This is a genomic window from Nocardia sp. NRRL S-836 (assembly GCF_001279525.1).
In the GTDB taxonomy this organism is placed as follows: domain Bacteria; phylum Actinomycetota; class Actinomycetes; order Mycobacteriales; family Pseudonocardiaceae; genus Lentzea.
Genome location: NZ_LGDY01000091.1, coordinates 122,506 through 139,049, shown reverse-complemented (window position 1 = coordinate 139,049; position 16,544 = coordinate 122,506). Strand labels below are relative to the sequence as shown.

Annotated in this window: 17 protein-coding genes and 1 pseudogene; 9 read left to right on the top strand and 9 right to left on the bottom strand. The window is 71.3% G+C overall.

Translation table 11 applies throughout. The features are described 5' to 3' along the window. The first annotated feature begins 23 nt into the window (after positions 1 to 23). The 3 genes from ADL03_RS11525 to ADL03_RS48335 are packed head-to-tail and all read left to right on the top strand — an operon-like array spanning position 24 to position 2,447. A complete protein-coding gene (locus ADL03_RS11525) occupies positions 24 to 707 on the top strand; it encodes a response regulator transcription factor (protein WP_197288264.1) in 684 nt (227 codons plus the stop codon). A 10-nt stretch (positions 708 to 717) separates the two neighbouring features. Further along, positions 718 to 2,061: a HAMP domain-containing sensor histidine kinase gene (locus ADL03_RS11520; protein WP_231641758.1), complete on the top strand. Its 1,344-nt coding sequence runs from the start codon at positions 718 to 720 to the stop codon at positions 2,059 to 2,061. Then, a complete protein-coding gene (locus ADL03_RS48335) occupies positions 2,055 to 2,447 on the top strand; it encodes a hypothetical protein (protein ID WP_053733362.1) in 393 nt (130 codons plus the stop codon). The genes ADL03_RS11520 and ADL03_RS48335 overlap by 7 nt, the downstream gene beginning before the upstream one ends. 31 nt (positions 2,448 to 2,478) lie before the next feature. Here ADL03_RS48335 and ADL03_RS46830 read toward each other — a convergent pair. From ADL03_RS46830 to ADL03_RS11480, 7 genes and pseudogenes are all read right to left on the bottom strand, one after another. Continuing rightward, positions 2,479 to 3,224 (bottom strand): annotated as a pseudogene (locus tag ADL03_RS46830) (IS5 family transposase); the annotation flags it as partial. A 162-nt stretch (positions 3,225 to 3,386) separates the two neighbouring features. After that, complete coding sequence (locus ADL03_RS11505; RefSeq protein WP_197288263.1) at positions 3,387 to 4,205, bottom strand: shikimate dehydrogenase; 819 nt, start codon at positions 4,203 to 4,205, stop codon at positions 3,387 to 3,389. Beyond that, the gene (gene mltG, locus ADL03_RS11500) at positions 4,205 to 5,410 is read right to left on the bottom strand and encodes an endolytic transglycosylase MltG (protein ID WP_053733361.1); all 1,206 of its coding nucleotides are present in this window, start codon (positions 5,408 to 5,410) and stop codon (positions 4,205 to 4,207) included. The genes ADL03_RS11505 and mltG overlap by 1 nt, the downstream gene beginning before the upstream one ends. Then, positions 5,407 to 5,910 carry a Holliday junction resolvase RuvX gene (gene ruvX, locus ADL03_RS11495; protein WP_053733360.1) on the bottom strand — a complete coding sequence of 168 codons (504 nt, stop codon included), beginning with the start codon at positions 5,908 to 5,910 and terminating at the stop codon, positions 5,407 to 5,409. The genes mltG and ruvX overlap by 4 nt, the downstream gene beginning before the upstream one ends. Further along, a complete protein-coding gene (gene alaS, locus ADL03_RS11490) occupies positions 5,897 to 8,566 on the bottom strand; it encodes an alanine--tRNA ligase (RefSeq protein WP_053733359.1) in 2,670 nt (889 codons plus the stop codon). The genes ruvX and alaS overlap by 14 nt, the downstream gene beginning before the upstream one ends. A 58-nt stretch (positions 8,567 to 8,624) precedes the next feature. Beyond that, positions 8,625 to 8,894 carry a hypothetical protein gene (locus ADL03_RS11485; protein WP_053733358.1) on the bottom strand — a complete coding sequence of 90 codons (270 nt, stop codon included), beginning with the start codon at positions 8,892 to 8,894 and terminating at the stop codon, positions 8,625 to 8,627. Next, positions 8,891 to 9,295, bottom strand: a complete 405-nt coding sequence (locus tag ADL03_RS11480; protein WP_053733357.1) for a DUF948 domain-containing protein — start codon at positions 9,293 to 9,295, stop codon at positions 8,891 to 8,893. The genes ADL03_RS11485 and ADL03_RS11480 overlap by 4 nt, the downstream gene beginning before the upstream one ends. A gap of 335 nt (positions 9,296 to 9,630) precedes the next feature. Here ADL03_RS11480 and ADL03_RS11475 point away from each other — a divergent pair, with 335 nt between their 5' ends. Further along, positions 9,631 to 10,209, top strand: a complete 579-nt coding sequence (locus tag ADL03_RS11475) for a GNAT family N-acetyltransferase (protein ID WP_197288262.1) — start codon at positions 9,631 to 9,633, stop codon at positions 10,207 to 10,209. Between the two features lie 14 nt (positions 10,210 to 10,223). Here the strand turns inward: ADL03_RS11475 and ADL03_RS11470 are convergent, their stop codons facing one another. Together ADL03_RS11470 and ADL03_RS11465 are read right to left on the bottom strand one after the other, a co-directional pair. Then, positions 10,224 to 10,859, bottom strand: coding sequence for a maleylpyruvate isomerase N-terminal domain-containing protein (locus tag ADL03_RS11470; protein WP_053733356.1), 636 nt, complete (start codon positions 10,857 to 10,859; stop codon positions 10,224 to 10,226). A gap of 54 nt (positions 10,860 to 10,913) precedes the next feature. Beyond that, on the bottom strand, positions 10,914 to 12,263 hold the full coding sequence (locus tag ADL03_RS11465) for a replication-associated recombination protein A (protein ID WP_053733355.1): 1,350 nt from the start codon (positions 12,261 to 12,263) through the stop codon (positions 10,914 to 10,916). Between the two features lie 38 nt (positions 12,264 to 12,301). Here ADL03_RS11465 and ADL03_RS49525 point away from each other — a divergent pair, with 38 nt between their 5' ends. From ADL03_RS49525 to ADL03_RS11440, 5 genes are all read left to right on the top strand, one after another. Beyond that, a complete protein-coding gene (locus ADL03_RS49525) occupies positions 12,302 to 12,907 on the top strand; it encodes a uridine kinase (RefSeq protein WP_231641756.1) in 606 nt (201 codons plus the stop codon). Positions 12,908 to 12,990: 83 nt separating this feature from the next. Then, positions 12,991 to 13,971 carry a hypothetical protein gene (locus ADL03_RS11455; protein ID WP_063798538.1) on the top strand — a complete coding sequence of 327 codons (981 nt, stop codon included), beginning with the start codon at positions 12,991 to 12,993 and terminating at the stop codon, positions 13,969 to 13,971. Then, entirely contained in the window at positions 13,958 to 14,557 is a 600-nt protein-coding gene (locus ADL03_RS11450) for a DUF4129 domain-containing protein (RefSeq protein ID WP_053733352.1), read from the top strand. Before ADL03_RS11455 ends, ADL03_RS11450 begins: the two co-directional genes overlap by 14 nt. Next, the gene (locus ADL03_RS11445; RefSeq protein ID WP_053733351.1) at positions 14,554 to 15,585 is read left to right on the top strand and encodes a DUF4350 domain-containing protein; all 1,032 of its coding nucleotides are present in this window, start codon (positions 14,554 to 14,556) and stop codon (positions 15,583 to 15,585) included. Before ADL03_RS11450 ends, ADL03_RS11445 begins: the two co-directional genes overlap by 4 nt. Beyond that, positions 15,582 to 16,544 (top strand): MoxR family ATPase, encoded by a 963-nt coding sequence (locus tag ADL03_RS11440; protein ID WP_053733350.1) that lies wholly within the window; start codon positions 15,582 to 15,584, stop codon positions 16,542 to 16,544. Before ADL03_RS11445 ends, ADL03_RS11440 begins: the two co-directional genes overlap by 4 nt.

Genomic DNA, 16,544 nt, shown 5'->3' with positions numbered 1-16,544 from the left:
GCGGATCCCGTGACCCGCAGATAATGGCTCCCGTGGCGATGGTCTTGCTGGTCGAGGACGACCCCGCGGTGCGTGAAGGGCTCGGACTGGCGCTGCGCCGCCAGGGACACGACGTGCGGGCGGCGGGAACGGGCGAGGAAGGCGTCGAGCGGCTCCGCGAGACCCGCCCCGACATCGTGGTCCTCGACATCATGCTGCCGGGCATCGACGGCTTCGAGACGTGCCGCCGGATGCGGGTGCAGGCGGAGATCCCGATCATCATGCTGACCGCGCGCGGCGACGACTTCGACGTGGTCGCGGGCCTGGAGGCGGGCGCGGACGACTACGTGGTGAAACCGGTCGAGCCGCGGGTGCTGGAGGCACGCATCCGCGCCGTGCTGCGGCGCACCGTCTCCGAGCCGGCCAGCGCCGAACGGCACGGTTCGCTGGTGATCGATCGGGCAGGGTTGGAGGTGCGCAAGGACGACGCGAAGGTCGCGCTGACGCCCACCGAGCTGAAGCTGCTGCTGGAGCTGTCGCGCACGCCCGGCCGGGTGCTGACCCGCCAGCAGATCCTCGAAGCGGTCTGGGAGCACGACTACCTCGGCGACTCCCGGCTCGTCGACGCGTGCGTGCAGCGGGTCAGGGCCAAGATCGAGGACGTGCCCTCCGAGCCCACCTACATCCACACGGTCCGCGGCTTCGGCTACCGCTTCGGCCCCCGCTGAGGTCGTGCGCGTGAGGTTCCCCCGCGGCCTGAAACCGCGCCTGATGGCCGCGTTCGCCCTGCTGACGCTGCTCGGTGCGGTCGCGGCCGCCGGGCTGTCGTACGCCAACGCCCGCAACCTGCTGCTCGCCGACGCGCAGGACGGGTTCATGAACCCGCTGGTCGAGGAGGTCCGCGACTACACGCCGCGGGTGACCGTGCCGCCGGCGCAGCAGGACCTCGACGACATGGCGACGTACCTGCGCAGCTCGTCCGTGGTGGTGTACGAGGGGATGCGGTCGCGGTCGGGGCCTGACCTCGGGTTCGTGTCCGCCGAGCTGCGGGAGGCGCTGAGGACCAGCAAGACCGTGCAGTGGCAACGGCGCACGGACCGCGCCGAGCCGTACGTCGTCGTCGGGATCCCGTTGCTGCAACCGTCCGGGGAGCCGACCGGTGTCGAGGTGTGGGCGTACACCTCGCTGGGCGGCCCGGCGCGTGCCATCGACAGCTTCGCGAAGGCCGCGTGGCTCGGTGTGGGCCTGGTGCTGCCGCTGGCGCTCGGGCTGGCCCTGCTGACCGCTCAGGGCGTCCTGCGGCCCGTGCGGCGGCTCGGGGCGGCGGCACGGGCGCTGGGCGACGGCCGGCTGGACACGCGGGTCGAGGAACGCGGGTCCGACGAGCTGACCGAGCTCGCACGCACCTTCAACCAGGCCGCCGAACAGCTGGAGGCGGCGCAGGCGGCGTCCCGGCGGTTCGTGGCGGACGTGTCGCACGAGCTGCGCACACCGTTGACCGCCATGAACGCCGTGACGGCCGTGCTGGACGAGGACGCCGCGTCGCTGCCGGAGGACACCGCGCTGGCGGCCCGGCTGGTGTCCGAGGAGACCCGCAAGCTCACCCGGCTGGTCAACGACCTGATGGAGATCTCGCGCTTCGACGAGGGCCGCAACGTGCTGGAGCTCGACGAGTGGGACATCGGCACCGCGGTCCGCGACAGCCTGGCCGCGCGCGGCTGGACCACCGCCGTGCAGACCTCGCTGCCCGCCGGGATCACGGGCAGGGTCGACCGCCGCCGCCTCGACGTGATCGTCGCCAACCTCGTCGGCAACGCGCTGAAGCACGGCGGCGCACCGGTGACGGTGTCCGTGCGGCCCGGCGTGATCGAGGTGGCCGACAGCGGGCCGGGCATCCCCGACGAGGCACTCCCCCACATCTTCGACCGTTTCTACAAGGCAGACACGGCCCGCTCGCGCTCCGAGGGCAGCGGACTGGGATTGGCGATCGCATGGGAGAACGCGCGCCTGCACGGCGGCACGATCGAGGCCGCCAACGCCCCGTCCGGTGGCGCGGTCTTCACGCTGCGCTTGCCGTGGTGATGCTGGCCGGTGCCTGCGGTGTGCGGCCGACGCCGATCCTGCCCGGTTCCGCCGCGCCGACGGTGTCCGTGCACGAGGTGACGGTCTACTTCGGATCGGCCGACGGCACGACGCTGGTGCGGCGCACGCGGTCGCACACCGGGAGCGTGGACAACACCACCGCGATCACCACGTTGATCGAGGGGCTGACCGACGAGGAGAAGCGGCTCGGGCTGCGGACCGAGGTGCCGAGGACGTCAACGCCGGTGCTGACCGTGTCGAACCTGATCCTGCTGCCCACCGACATGCTGCCGCTGTCGAAGCTGGCGTCGTACCAGCTGTTCTGCACGGCGCTCGCGAACGGCGCGGCGGTGAACGGGCTGCCCAGCGGCGTCGACTGCCCCTAGTGCCTGTCCTCAAAGCCAGAGGGGTGGGGGTGGCCAGGTCGATCATGGCTTGGTAGGACAGGTAGGACAGGGCGGTCTTGTCGTAGCGGGTGGCGATCGCGCGGAACTGCTTGAGCCGGTTGAAGCAGCGTTCGACGACGTTGCGGCGCTTGTAGATCATCGAATCGAAAGCCGGTGGCCGGCCGCCCGCCCGCCCGGCCGCGTCGCGAGCCGACCGGTCGGGCCGGCGCAAACCACACACCCGCCAGCACAGTGTCGAACATGGTGCAGTCGTTGATGTTGCCGCCGGTCAGCACCGTCGTCAGCGGGCGGGCGTGTCCGTCGCAGGCCAGATGGATCTTGGTGGACGGACCGCCTCGGGACCGGCCGATAGCATGATCATCTGGTTCGGTCTGCCCGCCGGACAACCCGCTCGCCCCCTGTGTACGCAAGCGTGCGGCGGCGGGCACCGGCGGCGTGCTGGTGGGCGCGCACGATGCTGGAGTCGACCGAGACCTCCCGGTCCAGCTCGTCGATCGCCTCCGCGATCACCCGCACCTTCGACACCAGCGTGGCCAGGGTGCCGCGTGACCAGCGCCAGAACCGGTTGTAGACCGTCTTCCACGGCCCATAACGCTCCGGCAGGTCACGCCACGACACCCCGGTCTTGGCCTTGAACAACATCCCGTTGATCACACGCCGGTCATCCACCCGAGGACGACCCCTCGCACCCGAGACCGGCAACAACGGCTCGACCACACGCCACTGCTCATCAGTCAGCTCATGCCTGCGCACCACGGCACAAGATCAAAGCACGTCAGAGCAACCAGCTTTGAGGACGGACCCTAGTGCGGGTGCCCGTCGAGCCGGATCGGCCGTAGCGCCCCGAGCGGTGCGCCGATCAGGTCGTGGCCCTCGACGTCCTCCGCCACGAACCGGGGGACTCCACGCCGGCCACCGTCACGCGCGAGCGGCGAGCTCGGCGGCCAGGGCCGTGCGCATCACGTCCTGCGGTGCCGGTCGGCCGGTGAACTGCTCCACCTGACCGAAAGCCTGGTGCAGCAACATGTCCAGGCCGGTCGCCAGCACGGTTCCGGCCCGTTCGACGGCCACCGCGACCGGCGTCGGCCACGGGTGGTAGATCACGTCCAGCACGTGCGGTGCCCGTGCCAGCTGTGCCGCCAACGCCGCGGTCGCCTCGGCCGGCACCGTCGACACCAGCACGTCGGAGGCCGCCGCCAGCTCGCCCAGGTCCACTTCGGACAGCCGCAGCACGTCGGCGCGGACACCGACCCGGCCGGCGCACGCGAGGGCCTCGGCCGCGCGTGCGGGATCGCGCACCACCAGGGAGACCGACCGCACGCCCAGTTCGGCCAGACCTGCCAGCGCCGCCGTCGCCGTGCCGCCCGCCCCGAGCACGACACCACGTGCGCCGCCGGAGAAACCCTTCTCCCGCAACGCACCCACCACGCCGTCCACGTCGGTGCAGTCGGCGTGCCAGCCGGACTCGGTGCGCACCAGCGTGTTCGCGGCGCCCACCGCCACCGCGCGGTCGGTCACCGTGGACGCGAAGGCCAGCGCGGCGCGTTTGGTCGGCATCGTGCAGGACAGGCCCACCCACTCCGGTCCCAGCGACGAGACCAGCGCGGGCACACCGGCCTCGTCGCACTCGACGCGGCCGTACTCCAGGTCGAGGCCCAGGTGCGTGTACGCGGCGTTGTGCAGGACCGGGGACAGCGAGTGGGTGATCGGCGAGCCGATCACCGCGGCCCTGCGCACTAGTAGACGCCCTCTCGACGGGCCTTCTCGTCCTTCACCTTGTGCTCGTCGTAGGTGACGGAGAAGCAGGAGGTGCCGTTCTTGTCGCACTTCACGAAGAACAGGATGTCGCCGCCCGCCGGCTTGATCGCGGCCTGGACGGCCTCGACGCTCGGGGAGCCGATCGGGGTCGGCGGCAGCCCCTCCACCAGGTAGGTGTTGTACGGGCCCGCCGCGGCGCGGTTCTCGTCCGAGGTGCGGATGTGCGGCTGGTTGAGCTTGTAGTTGATCGTGGAGTCGAACTGCAGCGGCATCGACTGCTTCAGGCGGTTGTAGATCACCTGCGAGACCTTCGTGAAGTCCTCCACGATGGCCTCCTTCTCGATCAACGAGGCCATGACGAGCACCTCGTAGGGACGGAAGCCGGTGTTCAGCGTGCCGCTGGGGATGCCGATGCCCTGCAGCTTCTGGGCCGAGGCGACGACGACGCTGCGGATCAGCTCGACCGCGGAGGAACCGGGCTTGACCTGGTAGACGCCCCGCATGATGAGGCCTTCCAGGCGGAACTGGGGTTCGGCGCGCTTCACGTCGGCCAGTGCCCAGTCGGGCACACCCAGCGCGACGGGATCGGTCGTCTCGGCGGCCTGGCGGATCTCCTCGGGCGTGAGGCACTTCTTCACGCCGTCCTTCTCCGTGCAGCTCGCGTCGGCGAGCTGGGCGAAGACACCCTTGACGATCTTGTCGCCGACCTTGATGTCCGCGAGCTTCACGCCGCCGACGATCTGCACGGCCGGCACGCGGGTCTTCGGGTCGATCATCTTCGCGACCGCGGTGGCGCCGGACATCTTCGTCTTCATCAGGTAGAAGCCGGGCTGGATCGACGTCACGCGGGCGTCGGTCTTGCTGGCCTCGATGAAGGCGCGCGGTGACGCGATGACGCCGTTCTCGTACAGGGTGGTCGCCATGACGCTGACGACGTCGCCGTCCTTCACCTCGACGATGGCGTCGGCCTCGCCGCTGCCGGGGTAGTCCTCGAACGAGCCGATGCCCCGCAGCTCGCGGTACCCGTAGTAGGCCCCGCCCATGCCCACGGCGAGGATCAGCGCGACGACCAGCCACAGCACGGTCTTCTTGCGCTTCTTCGCCTTGTGGGCCGCGTTGCTGTCCTTCTTCGCGGCACGTCGCTCATCGACGTCGCGATCGAACAACCCGAGATCGTCGCTCACGCCTCATCCTTTCGGGCGGCCACCACTCGTGCCCGTGCGTCCAGCCAAGACTGCAGGATCTCGACCGCGGCAGCCTGGTCGACCACGGCACGCTGCTTCTTGCCCTTCACACCGCGCTGCGCCAGCACCCGGCTCACCACGACCGTCGTCAGCCGTTCGTCACTGAGCCGCACCGGCACCGGCGCCACGCGTGCGGCCAGGGCGGCAGCGTACGCGGTCGCCGCCTCGGCCGCGGGGCCGTGCCGACCGGCCAGCGTCCTGGGCAGACCGACCACGACCTCGACCACGTCATGCTCGGCCACGAGACGTACGAGCTCGGTGAGGTCCGAGCCGCGCTTCTCGTCACGCTGCAGGGTAACCAGCGGAGTCGCCAGGAAGGCACCCGGATCGCTGAGCGAGACTCCCACCCTGACCGATCCGACGTCGACGCCGAGCCTCCGTCCGAGGCCCGGGTCGTCGACGCCCGCCGAGTCGGGCGGCACGGCGTCAGCGCTGTTCAAGCACCTTGTCCAGTTCGCCGGTGAGGGCCGTGATGGCCTCCTGGACGCCGGCCGGGTTCGTGCCGCCCCCCTGGGCCAGGTCCGGCTTGCCGCCACCGCGGGCGGCGATGGCCGGGCCGAACACCGGGACGAGCTTGCCGGCGGCCAGCCCCAGGTCGCGGGCGGCGGCGGTCGTGGCGACCACGAAGCTCACCTTGTCGCCGTCGACCGAGAACAGGGCCACCACACCGGGCCGGTTGCCCAGCCGGTTGCGGACCTCGCCACCGAGCGTGCGCAGGTCGTTGCCCGACACGCCCTCCAGGCCGAGGGCCACCAGCGACAGGCCGCGCACGTCGAGGGCCTTGTCGGCCAGCGAGCCGGCGTTGCCGAGCAGCTGGGCGGCACGGACCTTCTCGAGCTCCTTCTCGGCCGACTTCAGCCGCTCGACCAGGGACTCGATCCGCTCGGGCAGGCCGTCGGAGCCGACCTTCAGCATGTCGGCGAGGTTCTGCACGATGGCGCGTTCCTTGGCGAGGAACCGCATGGCCTCGATGCCGACGTAGGCCTCCAGGCGGCGCACGCCGGAGCCGACCGAGGACTCACCGAGCAGGGTGATCGGGCCGATCTGCGACGAGTGCTCGACGTGCGTGCCACCGCAGAGCTCGCGCGACCACGGGCCGCCGATCTCGACGACGCGCACGGTCTCGTCGTAGGTCTCGCCGAACAGGGCGACGGCACCCATGTCCTGGGCACCGGCCATGTCCGTGTAGACGACGGCGACCGGCAGGTCCTTGCGCACGGCGAGGTTCGAGACCTCCTCGATCTCGCTGCGGGCCTCGGCGGACAGGCCACCGGTCCAGGCGAAGTCGAGGCGCAGGTAGCCGGGCTTGTTGTACGAACCGCTCTGCAGGGCCGACGGGCCGAGCACCTGGCGCAGGGCGGCGTGCACGACGTGCGTGCCCGAGTGGCCCTGGCGAGCACCGACGCGCCACTCCGGGTCGACGCGGGCCTCGACGTGCTCGCCCTCGCTGACCTCGCCGTTCACGACGCGCACCTGGTGTACCCACAGCTTGCGGGCGACCTTCTGCACGTCGAGCACCTCGAGCTCGGCGTTGCCCGTGACGATCGTGCCGGCGTCGGACTCCTGGCCACCGGACTCGGCGTAGAGCGGCGTGCGGTCGAGGACGACCTCGACGATGTCGCCCTCCTTGGCGGACTTGATCCGCTGGCCGTTGAGCACGATGCCGCGCAGCGTGGCCTCAGAGGCGAGCTCGGTGTAGCCGGTGAACTCGGTCGGGCCCTGCTCCAGCAGCTCGCGGTACACCGACTGGTCGCCGTGGCCGGTCTTCTTGCCGGCGGCGTCGGCCTTGGCGCGGGCGCGCTGCTCGGCCATCAGCTTGCGGAACCCGTCCTCGTCCACGCTCAGGCCGGCCTCGGAGGCCATCTCCAGCGTGAGGTCGATCGGGAAGCCGTAGGTGTCGTGCAGCTGGAAGGCCTTGTCGCCGGGCAGCGTGGCGCGGCCGTCGGACTTCACCTCGTTGGCGGCGTTCTCGAAGATGCGTGAACCGGCGTCCAGCGTGCGGAGGAAGGTGTCCTCCTCGGCCTTGAGCACCTGCTGGATGCGGGCGAACCCGCTGACCAGCTCGGGGTAGGCCTCGCCCATCGAGTCGCGGACGACCTCGGCGAACTGCCGCAGCACCGGCTCGTTAATGCCCAGCAGGCGGCTGCTGCGGACGATGCGGCGCAGCAGCCGGCGCAGCACGTAGCCGCGGGCCTCGTTGCCGGGCGTGACGCCGTCGCCCACGAGCAGCACACCGCTGCGGGCGTGGTCGGCGATGACGCGGAACCGCACGTCGTCGACCTCGCTGGCGCCGTACTTGCGGCCGGACAGCTCCTCGGCCTTGGTGATGACGGCACGCACGAGGTCGGTCTCGTAGACGTTGTCGACGCCCTGCAGCAGGTAGGCGACACGCTCGACGCCCATGCCGGTGTCGATGTTCTTCGACGGCAGCTCACCGAGGACCGGGTAGTCCTTCTTGGCACCACCCTCGCCGCGGACGTTCTGCATGAAGACGAGGTTCCAGATCTCCAGGTACCTGTCCTCGTCGACGACCGGCCCGCCCTCCTTGCCGTACTCCGGGCCGCGGTCGTAGTAGATCTCCGAGCACGGGCCGCACGGGCCGGGCACGCCCATCGACCAGAAGTTGTCCTCGACGCCGCGGCGCTGGATGCGCTCCAGCGGCATGCCGGCGACCTTCTGCCACAGCTCGATGGCCTCGTCGTCGTCCAGGTAGACCGTCACCCAGATGCGCTCGGGGTCGAAGCCGTAGCCGCCCTCGTCCTGCGACTTGGTGATCAGCTCCCAGGCCAGCCGGATGGCGTCTTCCTTGAAGTAGTCGCCGAGCGAGAAGTTGCCGGCCATCTGGAAGAACGTGAGGTGGCGGGTGGTCTTGCCGACCTCGTCGATGTCGGGGGTGCGCACGCACTTCTGGATGCTCGTCATCCGCGGGGCGGGCGGCGGGGCCTCGCCGAGGAAGTACGGCTTGAACGGCACCATGCCGGCGTTGACGAACAGCAGGTTGGGGTCGTCGAGCAGCAGCGAGGCGCTGGGGATGTACTTGTGCCCGGCGTTCTCGAAGTGCTCGCGGAAACGCTTGATGATCTCGTGGGTCTGCACGGGAGGTTCCTCAGGTGTGTTGCTGGGAGTTGTCAGGGCACGCGTGTGAGGCGAACGACTAGTGCTTGCCGTTCGCCCTGGGCGCTCGACGCCCCGGCGTGAATCCCGTCTGACGCTCCACGGTCTCGTGCAACTCCTGTTCCCGTTCGGCCATGCCCGCGCGCACCTCGGCCCCGAAGGAACCGATCGCGCCGGCGAGCTCGCGCAGGCCTTCACCCACGTTAGCGCCGATACCGGCCGGAGTCGCCTGCTTTGTGACCTCGGCGGCCTTGCGCGCGACGAACAGCCCGGCGGCGGCACCCAGCCCGAACCAGAAGATGCGGCTCATCGCACACCCCGCTTCGCACGGCGCTTGGAGTGCTTGTTCGGCTGCTCGGCGGCCTTGCGGCGGGCCTTCACGGCCTTGCTCACGCCGTAGGACAGCGCGGCCGCCTTGACCAGCGGCCCGCCCAGCGTGGCGGTGAACAGGCTGGTCAGCGCCGAGACGTTGCCGGTGACCGCGCGGGCGTTCGCCGTGATCCCGTCGACCCGCTCGAGCTGGGTGTTCACGTGCGTCAACGTCGTGTTGGCCTCGGTGAACAACGGGTCGGTGTTCTCGTGCGCCTTGCGCATCGCGACCGTGGCCTCGTCGAAGAACCGCGCTGCCTTGACCGCCACGATCGCCAGCACGAGCACGAGCAGCACGAACGCACCGGCGGCGACCAGCGCTGCGATCTGCCCTGGCGACACGGATCCTCCTGGTGACCGGCGTTTGGCTTGGTTGCGGAGGAGATTACCGGGTGGGTCCGACACCTGATTGGGCGGCACCTGCAGTTGATCTTCGCAGGCGGGCGGGGGTGGGGCGCGGGCGTGGAGGCGGAGTGAGCCGGGTGGGCGCGGCAGGGCAAGGGCGGCGGGTGCGGGTGCAGCGTGGGGACGTGATCTAACTGACCCAAACGAAGTTCCGGTTCCGCATTGACTACGCGTGGTCACTGCCTGTGAAATACCGGTCACACAGGGCGTGACACAGTGACCCCTGCGCGCATGACGTAAGGCCAACCGAGTCGATCGCCGCTGGAGGCCCTGTGAAGCCGGTGTCTCATCTCGACTCGTACCGGAGGCAGGCCACGGCGGGGCCGCCGCCGGTGCCGGAGCTCGGGGCGCCGTGGGAGGCGCGGGCCGTGCGGGCGGACGGGTACGACCTGCACCTGGTGCACCGGTGGAACCAGGCTCCGCACGTGGCGGCGTTCTCGCGCAAGGCGTGGACGTTGCCGCGCTGGGAGGAGGAGCTGGCCGCCCAGCTCGGCGGGGACGACGTGCGGCCGGTGCTGGTCGGGTGGCACGGGCGGCCGGTGATCTACGCGGAGGTGTACCGGGCGGCGCGGGACGTGGTCGCGGTGTGTTATCGGGCGCGGCCGCACGACATCGGGTTGCGGCTGGCGGTGGGGGAGCTCGCGATGACCGACCGCGGGCTGGTGCGCGGGCTGCTCCCCCACCTCACCGATGCGTTGTTCGAGGCGGATCCGCACTGCACGCGGATCGTGGTGGAGCCCGACGTGCGCAACACGCGGGCCATCAGGTCGTTCGAGGCCGGCGGGTTCGTGGTCGCCGACGAGGTCATGCTGCCGGACAAGGTCGCGTTGCTGATGGTCTGCAAGCGCTGACCGGAACGCCGTCGTCAGAACGCGGTGATGTCCTTCGGCGCGCGTTCCTTGCGGCTGAACGCGCGCACGATGTCGATGCCGTCGTGGCGGTTGAGTGCCATGCTCGACAACAGGTCGATGACGGTCTCGTGCACGTGGCGCGGGAACTGCGGGGTGTCCACGCCGACGCTCACGGCCAGGTCGTCGGAGTGCACGACCAGTTCCATGACGCGGCTGAGCAGGTACTCGTCCAGCGACACCGCCCACGGGCCCCAGTGCGGCATCCGGACGGGGCGGTTGCCGGCCGTGGCGAGCGTGCCGGCGAGGGCGTCGACGGTCTGCTCGACGCGGTCGCACAGGTCGGCGGGGCCGCCGGACGCGATGTTCTCGCCGCCGGCGCGGATGCGGGTGTGGAACTCGGAGTCGACGTCGAGCTCGGTCCAGCCGGCGCGCGCGTAGTGCTCCATCAGCGAGACGGTCGGCACGTCCTCGGGCTCGGCGGCGATCATGTCGGGCAGCGGGAGGACCTGGTAGGCGATGTGGCCGGCGAGGCCGCTGACGCCGAACTCCGGCAGCGCGCTCGGCTTGTCCCAGCTGTCGGTGACCTGGGGTGCCCGCATCAGCGCCAGCGCCAGGCGGGCGGCGGACAGGAAGTCGTCCGTGATCGTCATGCGCCCGACGCTACCGCCGTTTCCCGTTGGCGGTCAGCGGTTTTCCCGTACTCCTCACTCACCCCTGATGACCCGGCGCAGCTTGGGCAGGCGGTCGGCGACGGCACGTTCGGCGCCGCGGGCGGTCGGGGTGTAGTAGTCGCGGCCCACCAGATCGTCCGGCGGGTACTGCTGCGTCAGCACGCCCTCGGCGACGTCGTGCGGGTAGCGGTAGCCCTGGGCGTTGCCGAGCTTCGCCGCGCCCGCGTAGTGGCCGTCGCGCAGGTGGGCCGGCACGGCACCGGTGGCGCCCTTGCGGACGTCCTCGATGGCGGCGTAGATCGCGGTGGTGACGGCGTTCGACTTCGGCGCCGTCGCGAGGTGGATGGTGGCCTGGGCGAGGTTGAGCGCGCACTCGGGCAGGCCGATGAGCTGCACGGCCTGGGCGGCGGCGACGCACGTCTGCAGTGCGGTCGGGTCGGCCATGCCGACGTCCTCGCTGGCGTGGATCACCAGCCGGCGTGCGATGAAGCGCGGGTCCTCGCCGGCCTCGATCATGCGGGCCAGGTAGTGCAGCGCCGCGTCGACGTCCGAGCCGCGGATCGACTTGATGAACGCCGACGTCACGTCGTAGTGCTGGTCGCCGTCGCGGTCGTAGCGCACCGCCGCCTTGTCCACAGTGGACTCCAGCAGCGGCAGCGTGATCACGCCGTCGTTGGACGCCAGCGCCGAGTCCGCCGCGGCCTCCAGCGCGGTCAGCGAGCGGCGGGCGTCACCGCCGGCGAGCCGGACCAGGTGGTCGAGGGCGTCGGGTTCCACGACGACCGACCCGCCCAGGCCGCGTTCGTCCGACACCGCGCGCTGCACGACCGTGCGCACGTGCTCGTCGGTCAGCGACCTGAGCTGCAGCACGAGCGAGCGCGACAGCAACGGCGAGACGACGGAGAAGAACGGGTTCTCGGTCGTGGCCGCGACCAGGAGCACGATCCGGTCCTCGACGGCGCCGAGCAGGGCGTCCTGCTGGGTCTTGGAGAACCGGTGCACCTCGTCGATGAACAGCACCGTCGACTCGCGGGAGCGGACCAGCCGACGCCGGGCCTCGTCGATGACCGCCCTGACCTCCTTCACGCCCGCGGACAACGCCGACAGCGCCACGAACCGGCGCCCGGTCGCCTTCGACACCAGCGTGGCCAGCGTCGTCTTGCCGGTGCCGGGCGGGCCGTACAGCATCACCGACGCGGGCGTGGCGCCCTCGACCAGGCGGCGCAGCGGGGCGCCGGGGCCGAGCAGGTGGTCCTGGCCGACGACCTCGTCGAGCGAGGCCGGGCGCATCCGCACGGCCAGCGGGGCGTTGGCCGCGATGCGCTCGGCCTTCTCCTCGTCGGTTGCGCCGAACAGGCCCTCGTCGAACAGACCTTCGCTCATGCGTTCGAGCCTAACGCGGTGTGCGAGGATCGTCCCTCGTGCCCATCCCAGTGCCCGCTCCCAGAGCCGTCCTGCTGGCCGGCCCGTCCGGCTCCGGCAAGTCGACCCTGGCCGCCCACCTCGGCTGGCCGGTGCTGCGCCTCGACGACTTCTACCGCGACGGTGACGACCCGCTGCTGCCCCGCGACGACCACGGCAGGGCCGACTGGGACGCCGCCGGGTCGTGGAACGCCGAGGCCGCGCTGAAGGCCGTGGTCGAGCTGTCGAACACCGGCCGGGTCGAGGCACCCGTCTACTCGATCGGCGAGGACCGCCGGGTCGGCTGGCAGACGATCGAGCTGGGTGCCGCGCCCGCGTTCGTCGCGGAAGGACTGTTCGCGGACCTGCTGGTGGCCGGTGCGGCGGAGGCCGGGGTGCTCAGGGACGCGATCGTGCTCGCGCCGAGCGCGCCGGTGACGTTCGCGCGGCGGTTCGCCAGGGACGTGGCCGAGTCGCGCAAACCGGTGCCCGTGCTGCTGCGGCGCGGGTTGCGGCTCATGCGTCAACAACCGGTGGTGGTGCGTCGTTGTGTCGGTGCGGGCATGCGTGCGATGAGTCCTCATCGCGCCCGCGCGGAACTGCTGACGACCTCTGCCAATTCGTGATCAGCGCACAACTGCGGTTGACCTGAACCGCAGGCGCGCGTCTGGCAGGATTCCGCCAACACCACGACCGGGGGTAAGCCGCGATGACCGACACGCCAGGCTGGTCTTCACCAGACCAGCCCCACCAGCAGCAACCGCAGCAGCCTCCGCCGGGTTACTACGCGCCGCCGCCGCCGGGAGGTCAGCCGACGATCAAGCCCGGTGTGATCCCGCTGCGGCCGCTCACGGTCGGCGAGATCGTCGACGGTGCCGTCGGCACCATGCGCAGGCACCCGAAGCTGATCATCGGTGCGGCCGCCGTGGTCGCCGCGGTCACGCAGGTCCTGGGTCTGCTGGTGCAGCTGCCGTTCCTGGACGACCTCACGTCGGTGGCGGCGATCGACCCGAACACCGTCACGCAGGAGGAGGCGGTCGACCGGCTCACGAGCGGGCTGACCGGCTTCTTCACCGGCACCCTGCTGAGCGCGCTGCTGATCCTGCTCGGCACGGTCTTCCTGTCCGGTTTCGTCACCGTCGTCGTCGGCCGCGCGGTGCTGGGCCAGCCGGTCACGTTCGGCGAGGCCTGGGAGGAGTTCAAGCCCCGGCTGCTGCCGTTGCTGGGCGCGACGTTGCTCTTCGGCCTGGTCGTCACCGTCGGCGTGATCTTGTGCATCGTCCCCGGCATCTGGCTGTCGGTGCTGTTCGGTCTCGTCACGCCGGCGTTGGTGCTGGAGCGTTGTGGCGTGCGCACCGCGTTTGGCCGGTCACGCACCCTCGTGCGGGGCGCGTGGTGGCGGACGTTCGGCATCCTGCTGCTCGCCTCGGTGATCAGCGCGATCATCAACTGGATCATCGGCATCCCGTTCGGCCTGCTGGGTGCGGCCACGACCGGCTTCTCCAGCGACCCCACGGCCGCGCTGAGCACCGGTTCGCTGGTCCTGTCCACCATCGGCGCGATCATCGCCTCGACGATCACGCTGCCGTTCACCGCCGCGGTGACGGTGCTGGTCTACGTCGACCGGCGGATGCGCGCGGAGGGCATGGACATCGAACTCCAGCGGGCCGCGGGACATGGCGGTCTCTGACGTACCCGTCGATCTCGGCCGCGACGAGGCGCGTGAGGCGGCGGCCCGGGAGCTGAGCAACCCGGCGTACGTCTCCGACGACCCGAACCCGCTCGAACGCGCCCTGCGCTGGGTGCTCGAACGGCTCGGCGAGCTGTTCGCCGGATCCGGTGGCATGAGCGGCACCACCGCCGTCGCGATCATCGTGGCGGTGGTGGTGCTCGTCGTGGTCGTGGTCCGGCTGCGCACCGGGCGCGCTGTGCGCACCCTGCGCTCGGGCGCCGAGGTGTTCGGTGACACCGTCCTGACCGCCGACGGGCACCGCGCCGCCGCCGACCGCGCCGCGGCCGCCGGCGACCTGGCCGAGGCCGTGCGCGAACGGTTCCGCGCCATAGTGCGGGAACTGGAACAACGCGGCGTGCTCGACGCACGGGCCGGCCGCACCGTGGACGAGGTCGCCCTCGAAGCGGGCCGGGCACTCCCGGTGCTGGCCGGCGACCTGCGCGGCGCGGCGGTGCAGTTCGACGACGTCTGGTACGGCGGCCGGACCGCCACGGCACAGGGCTACCGGCAGCTGGTCGCCGTGGACGACCGGGTGCGCGGATGACGGCGGTCTCCCCCGGCACCGGGCGGATCTGGGCCGCGGCCAAGGGGCCGCTGGTGATCGGCGCGGTCATCCTCGCGGCGGCGATCGTGATCACGCTGCTGCGCGGCAGCGGCGAGGGCGGCGCGCTCGACCCCCGTTCGTTCCGCCCGGAAGGCGGTCACGCCGTCGCGGAGCTGTTGCGCCAGAACGGGGTGAGCGTCGAGCTCACCGACGATGTGTCCAGAGTGGATGGTGCGACGCTGTTCGTCACGCACTCGAACCTCATCGACCCCGACCGGCTGGCCGGGCTGAGCCGGACCGCCGCGGCCACGGTGCTCGTCGCACCGCCCGGCGACCTGGGCCGGGTCGAGGTGCGGACCCGGCAGCCCAGCTGCCCGCTCGCGGAGAAGGCCGGTGCGGCCAAGACCGGCGGCCTCACCTACACCGGCGAGCAGAGCTGCTACGACTCCACGCTGGTGCGCACGGGAACCGTGACCACCATCGGGTTCGGCGGCGTCTTCACCAACGACGACCTCGACGAGGAGGGCAACGCCGCGCTCGCGCTGGCGTTGCTGGGCCAGCACGAGCGGCTGGTCTGGTACCTGCCGACCGCCGCGGACCGCTCGCGGCAGAAGGCGCCGGTCGACCTCGTCCCGGCCGGGTGGCTGTTCGGTGCGCTGCAGCTGGGCGTCGCGGCCGTGCTGGTCGCGCTGTGGCGAGCCCGCAGGCTCGGCCGGGTGGTGCCGGAACAGCTTCCGGTCGTGGTGCGCGCCGCCGAGACGGTCGAGGGCAGGGCGCGGCTGTACCGCTCGGCGCACGCGGCGGGTCATGCGGCGGCGGTCCTGCGGCAGGCGGCCCGCGACCGGCTGGCACCGCTGCTGGGCCTGCCACCGGGCGACGACCCGTCGGAGGAGATCGCCCGCAGGACGAGGCGTTCGGCATCCGAGGTGCGAACGCTGCTCTACGACACGGGCCAGGTGGACGACCGGGGGCTGGTCGCGCTGGCCGACGAGCTGGACGCTCTGGAGAACGAGGTGCGCAAGGCATGACGGCAGTGGTCACCACCGAGGAAGCACGCACGGCGCTGGTGGCGTTGCGCACGGAGATCGGCAAGGCCGTGGTGGGCAACGACGCCGCGGTGACGTCGTTGATCCTCGCGTTGCTGTGCAAGGGGCACGTGCTGCTCGAAGGCGTGCCCGGCGTGGCGAAGACGCTGCTGGTGCGCGCGCTGGCGAAGGCGCTGGACCTGGGGACGACGCGGGTGCAGTTCACGCCGGACCTGATGCCCGGCGACCTGACCGGGTCGCTGGTCTACGACTCGCACAACGCCGCGTTCTCGTTCCGCGAGGGCCCGGTCTTCACGAACCTGCTGCTGGCAGACGAGATCAACCGCACGCCGCCCAAGACGCAGTCGGCGCTGCTGGAGGCGATGGAGGAACGGCAGGTGTCCGCCGACGGCAGGACCCGGCCGCTGCCCTCGCCGTTCATCGTCGTGGCCACGCAGAACCCGGTGGAGTACGAGGGCACCTACCCGTTGCCCGAGGCGCAGCTGGACCGGTTCCTGCTCAAGGTCACCATGCCGGTGCCGGAACGGGAGCAGGAGATCGACGTGCTGACCCGGCACGCGTCCGGGTTCGACCCGCGCGACCTCACGCACCTGTCGCCGGTGGCCGGGGCGGCGCACCTGGAGGCCGGTTCGGCGGCCGTGCGCGCGTTGACCGTGGCACCCGAGGTCATCGCGTACGTCGTGGACGTGTGCCGGGCGACCCGCCAGTCCCCCGCCGTGCGGCTGGGTGTCTCCCCGCGTGGCGCGACGGCTCTGCTCGCGGCCGCACGAGCGTGGGCGTGGCTGTCCGGCCGCGACTACGTGACGCCCGACGACGTGAAGGCGCTGGCCCGCCCTGCGTTGCGGCACCGGCTGGAGCTGCGCCCGGAGGTCGAGCTCGAAGGCGTGACGGCGGACGGCGTGCTGGACGGCGTGCTCGGTTCCGTCCAGGTGCCGCGCTGA

Bases quoted from the DNA above. Each gene is read 5' to 3' on its own strand.
- ADL03_RS11525 (WP_197288264.1), top strand. From the start codon at position 24: ATGGCTCCCGTGGCGATGGTCTTGCTGGTCGAGGACGACCCCGCGGTG.
- ADL03_RS11485 (WP_053733358.1), bottom strand. From the start codon at position 8,894: ATGAGCCGCATCTTCTGGTTCGGGCTGGGTGCCGCCGCCGGGCTGTTC.
- ADL03_RS11470 (WP_053733356.1), bottom strand. From the start codon at position 10,859: ATGACGATCACGGACGACTTCCTGTCCGCCGCCCGCCTGGCGCTGGCG.
- ADL03_RS11465 (WP_053733355.1), bottom strand. From the start codon at position 12,263: ATGAGCGAAGGTCTGTTCGACGAGGGCCTGTTCGGCGCAACCGACGAG.
- ADL03_RS11455 (WP_063798538.1), top strand. From the start codon at position 12,991: ATGACCGACACGCCAGGCTGGTCTTCACCAGACCAGCCCCACCAGCAG.
- ADL03_RS11450 (WP_053733352.1), top strand. From the start codon at position 13,958: ATGGCGGTCTCTGACGTACCCGTCGATCTCGGCCGCGACGAGGCGCGT.
- ADL03_RS11445 (WP_053733351.1), top strand. From the start codon at position 14,554: ATGACGGCGGTCTCCCCCGGCACCGGGCGGATCTGGGCCGCGGCCAAG.
- ADL03_RS11440 (WP_053733350.1), top strand. From the start codon at position 15,582: ATGACGGCAGTGGTCACCACCGAGGAAGCACGCACGGCGCTGGTGGCG.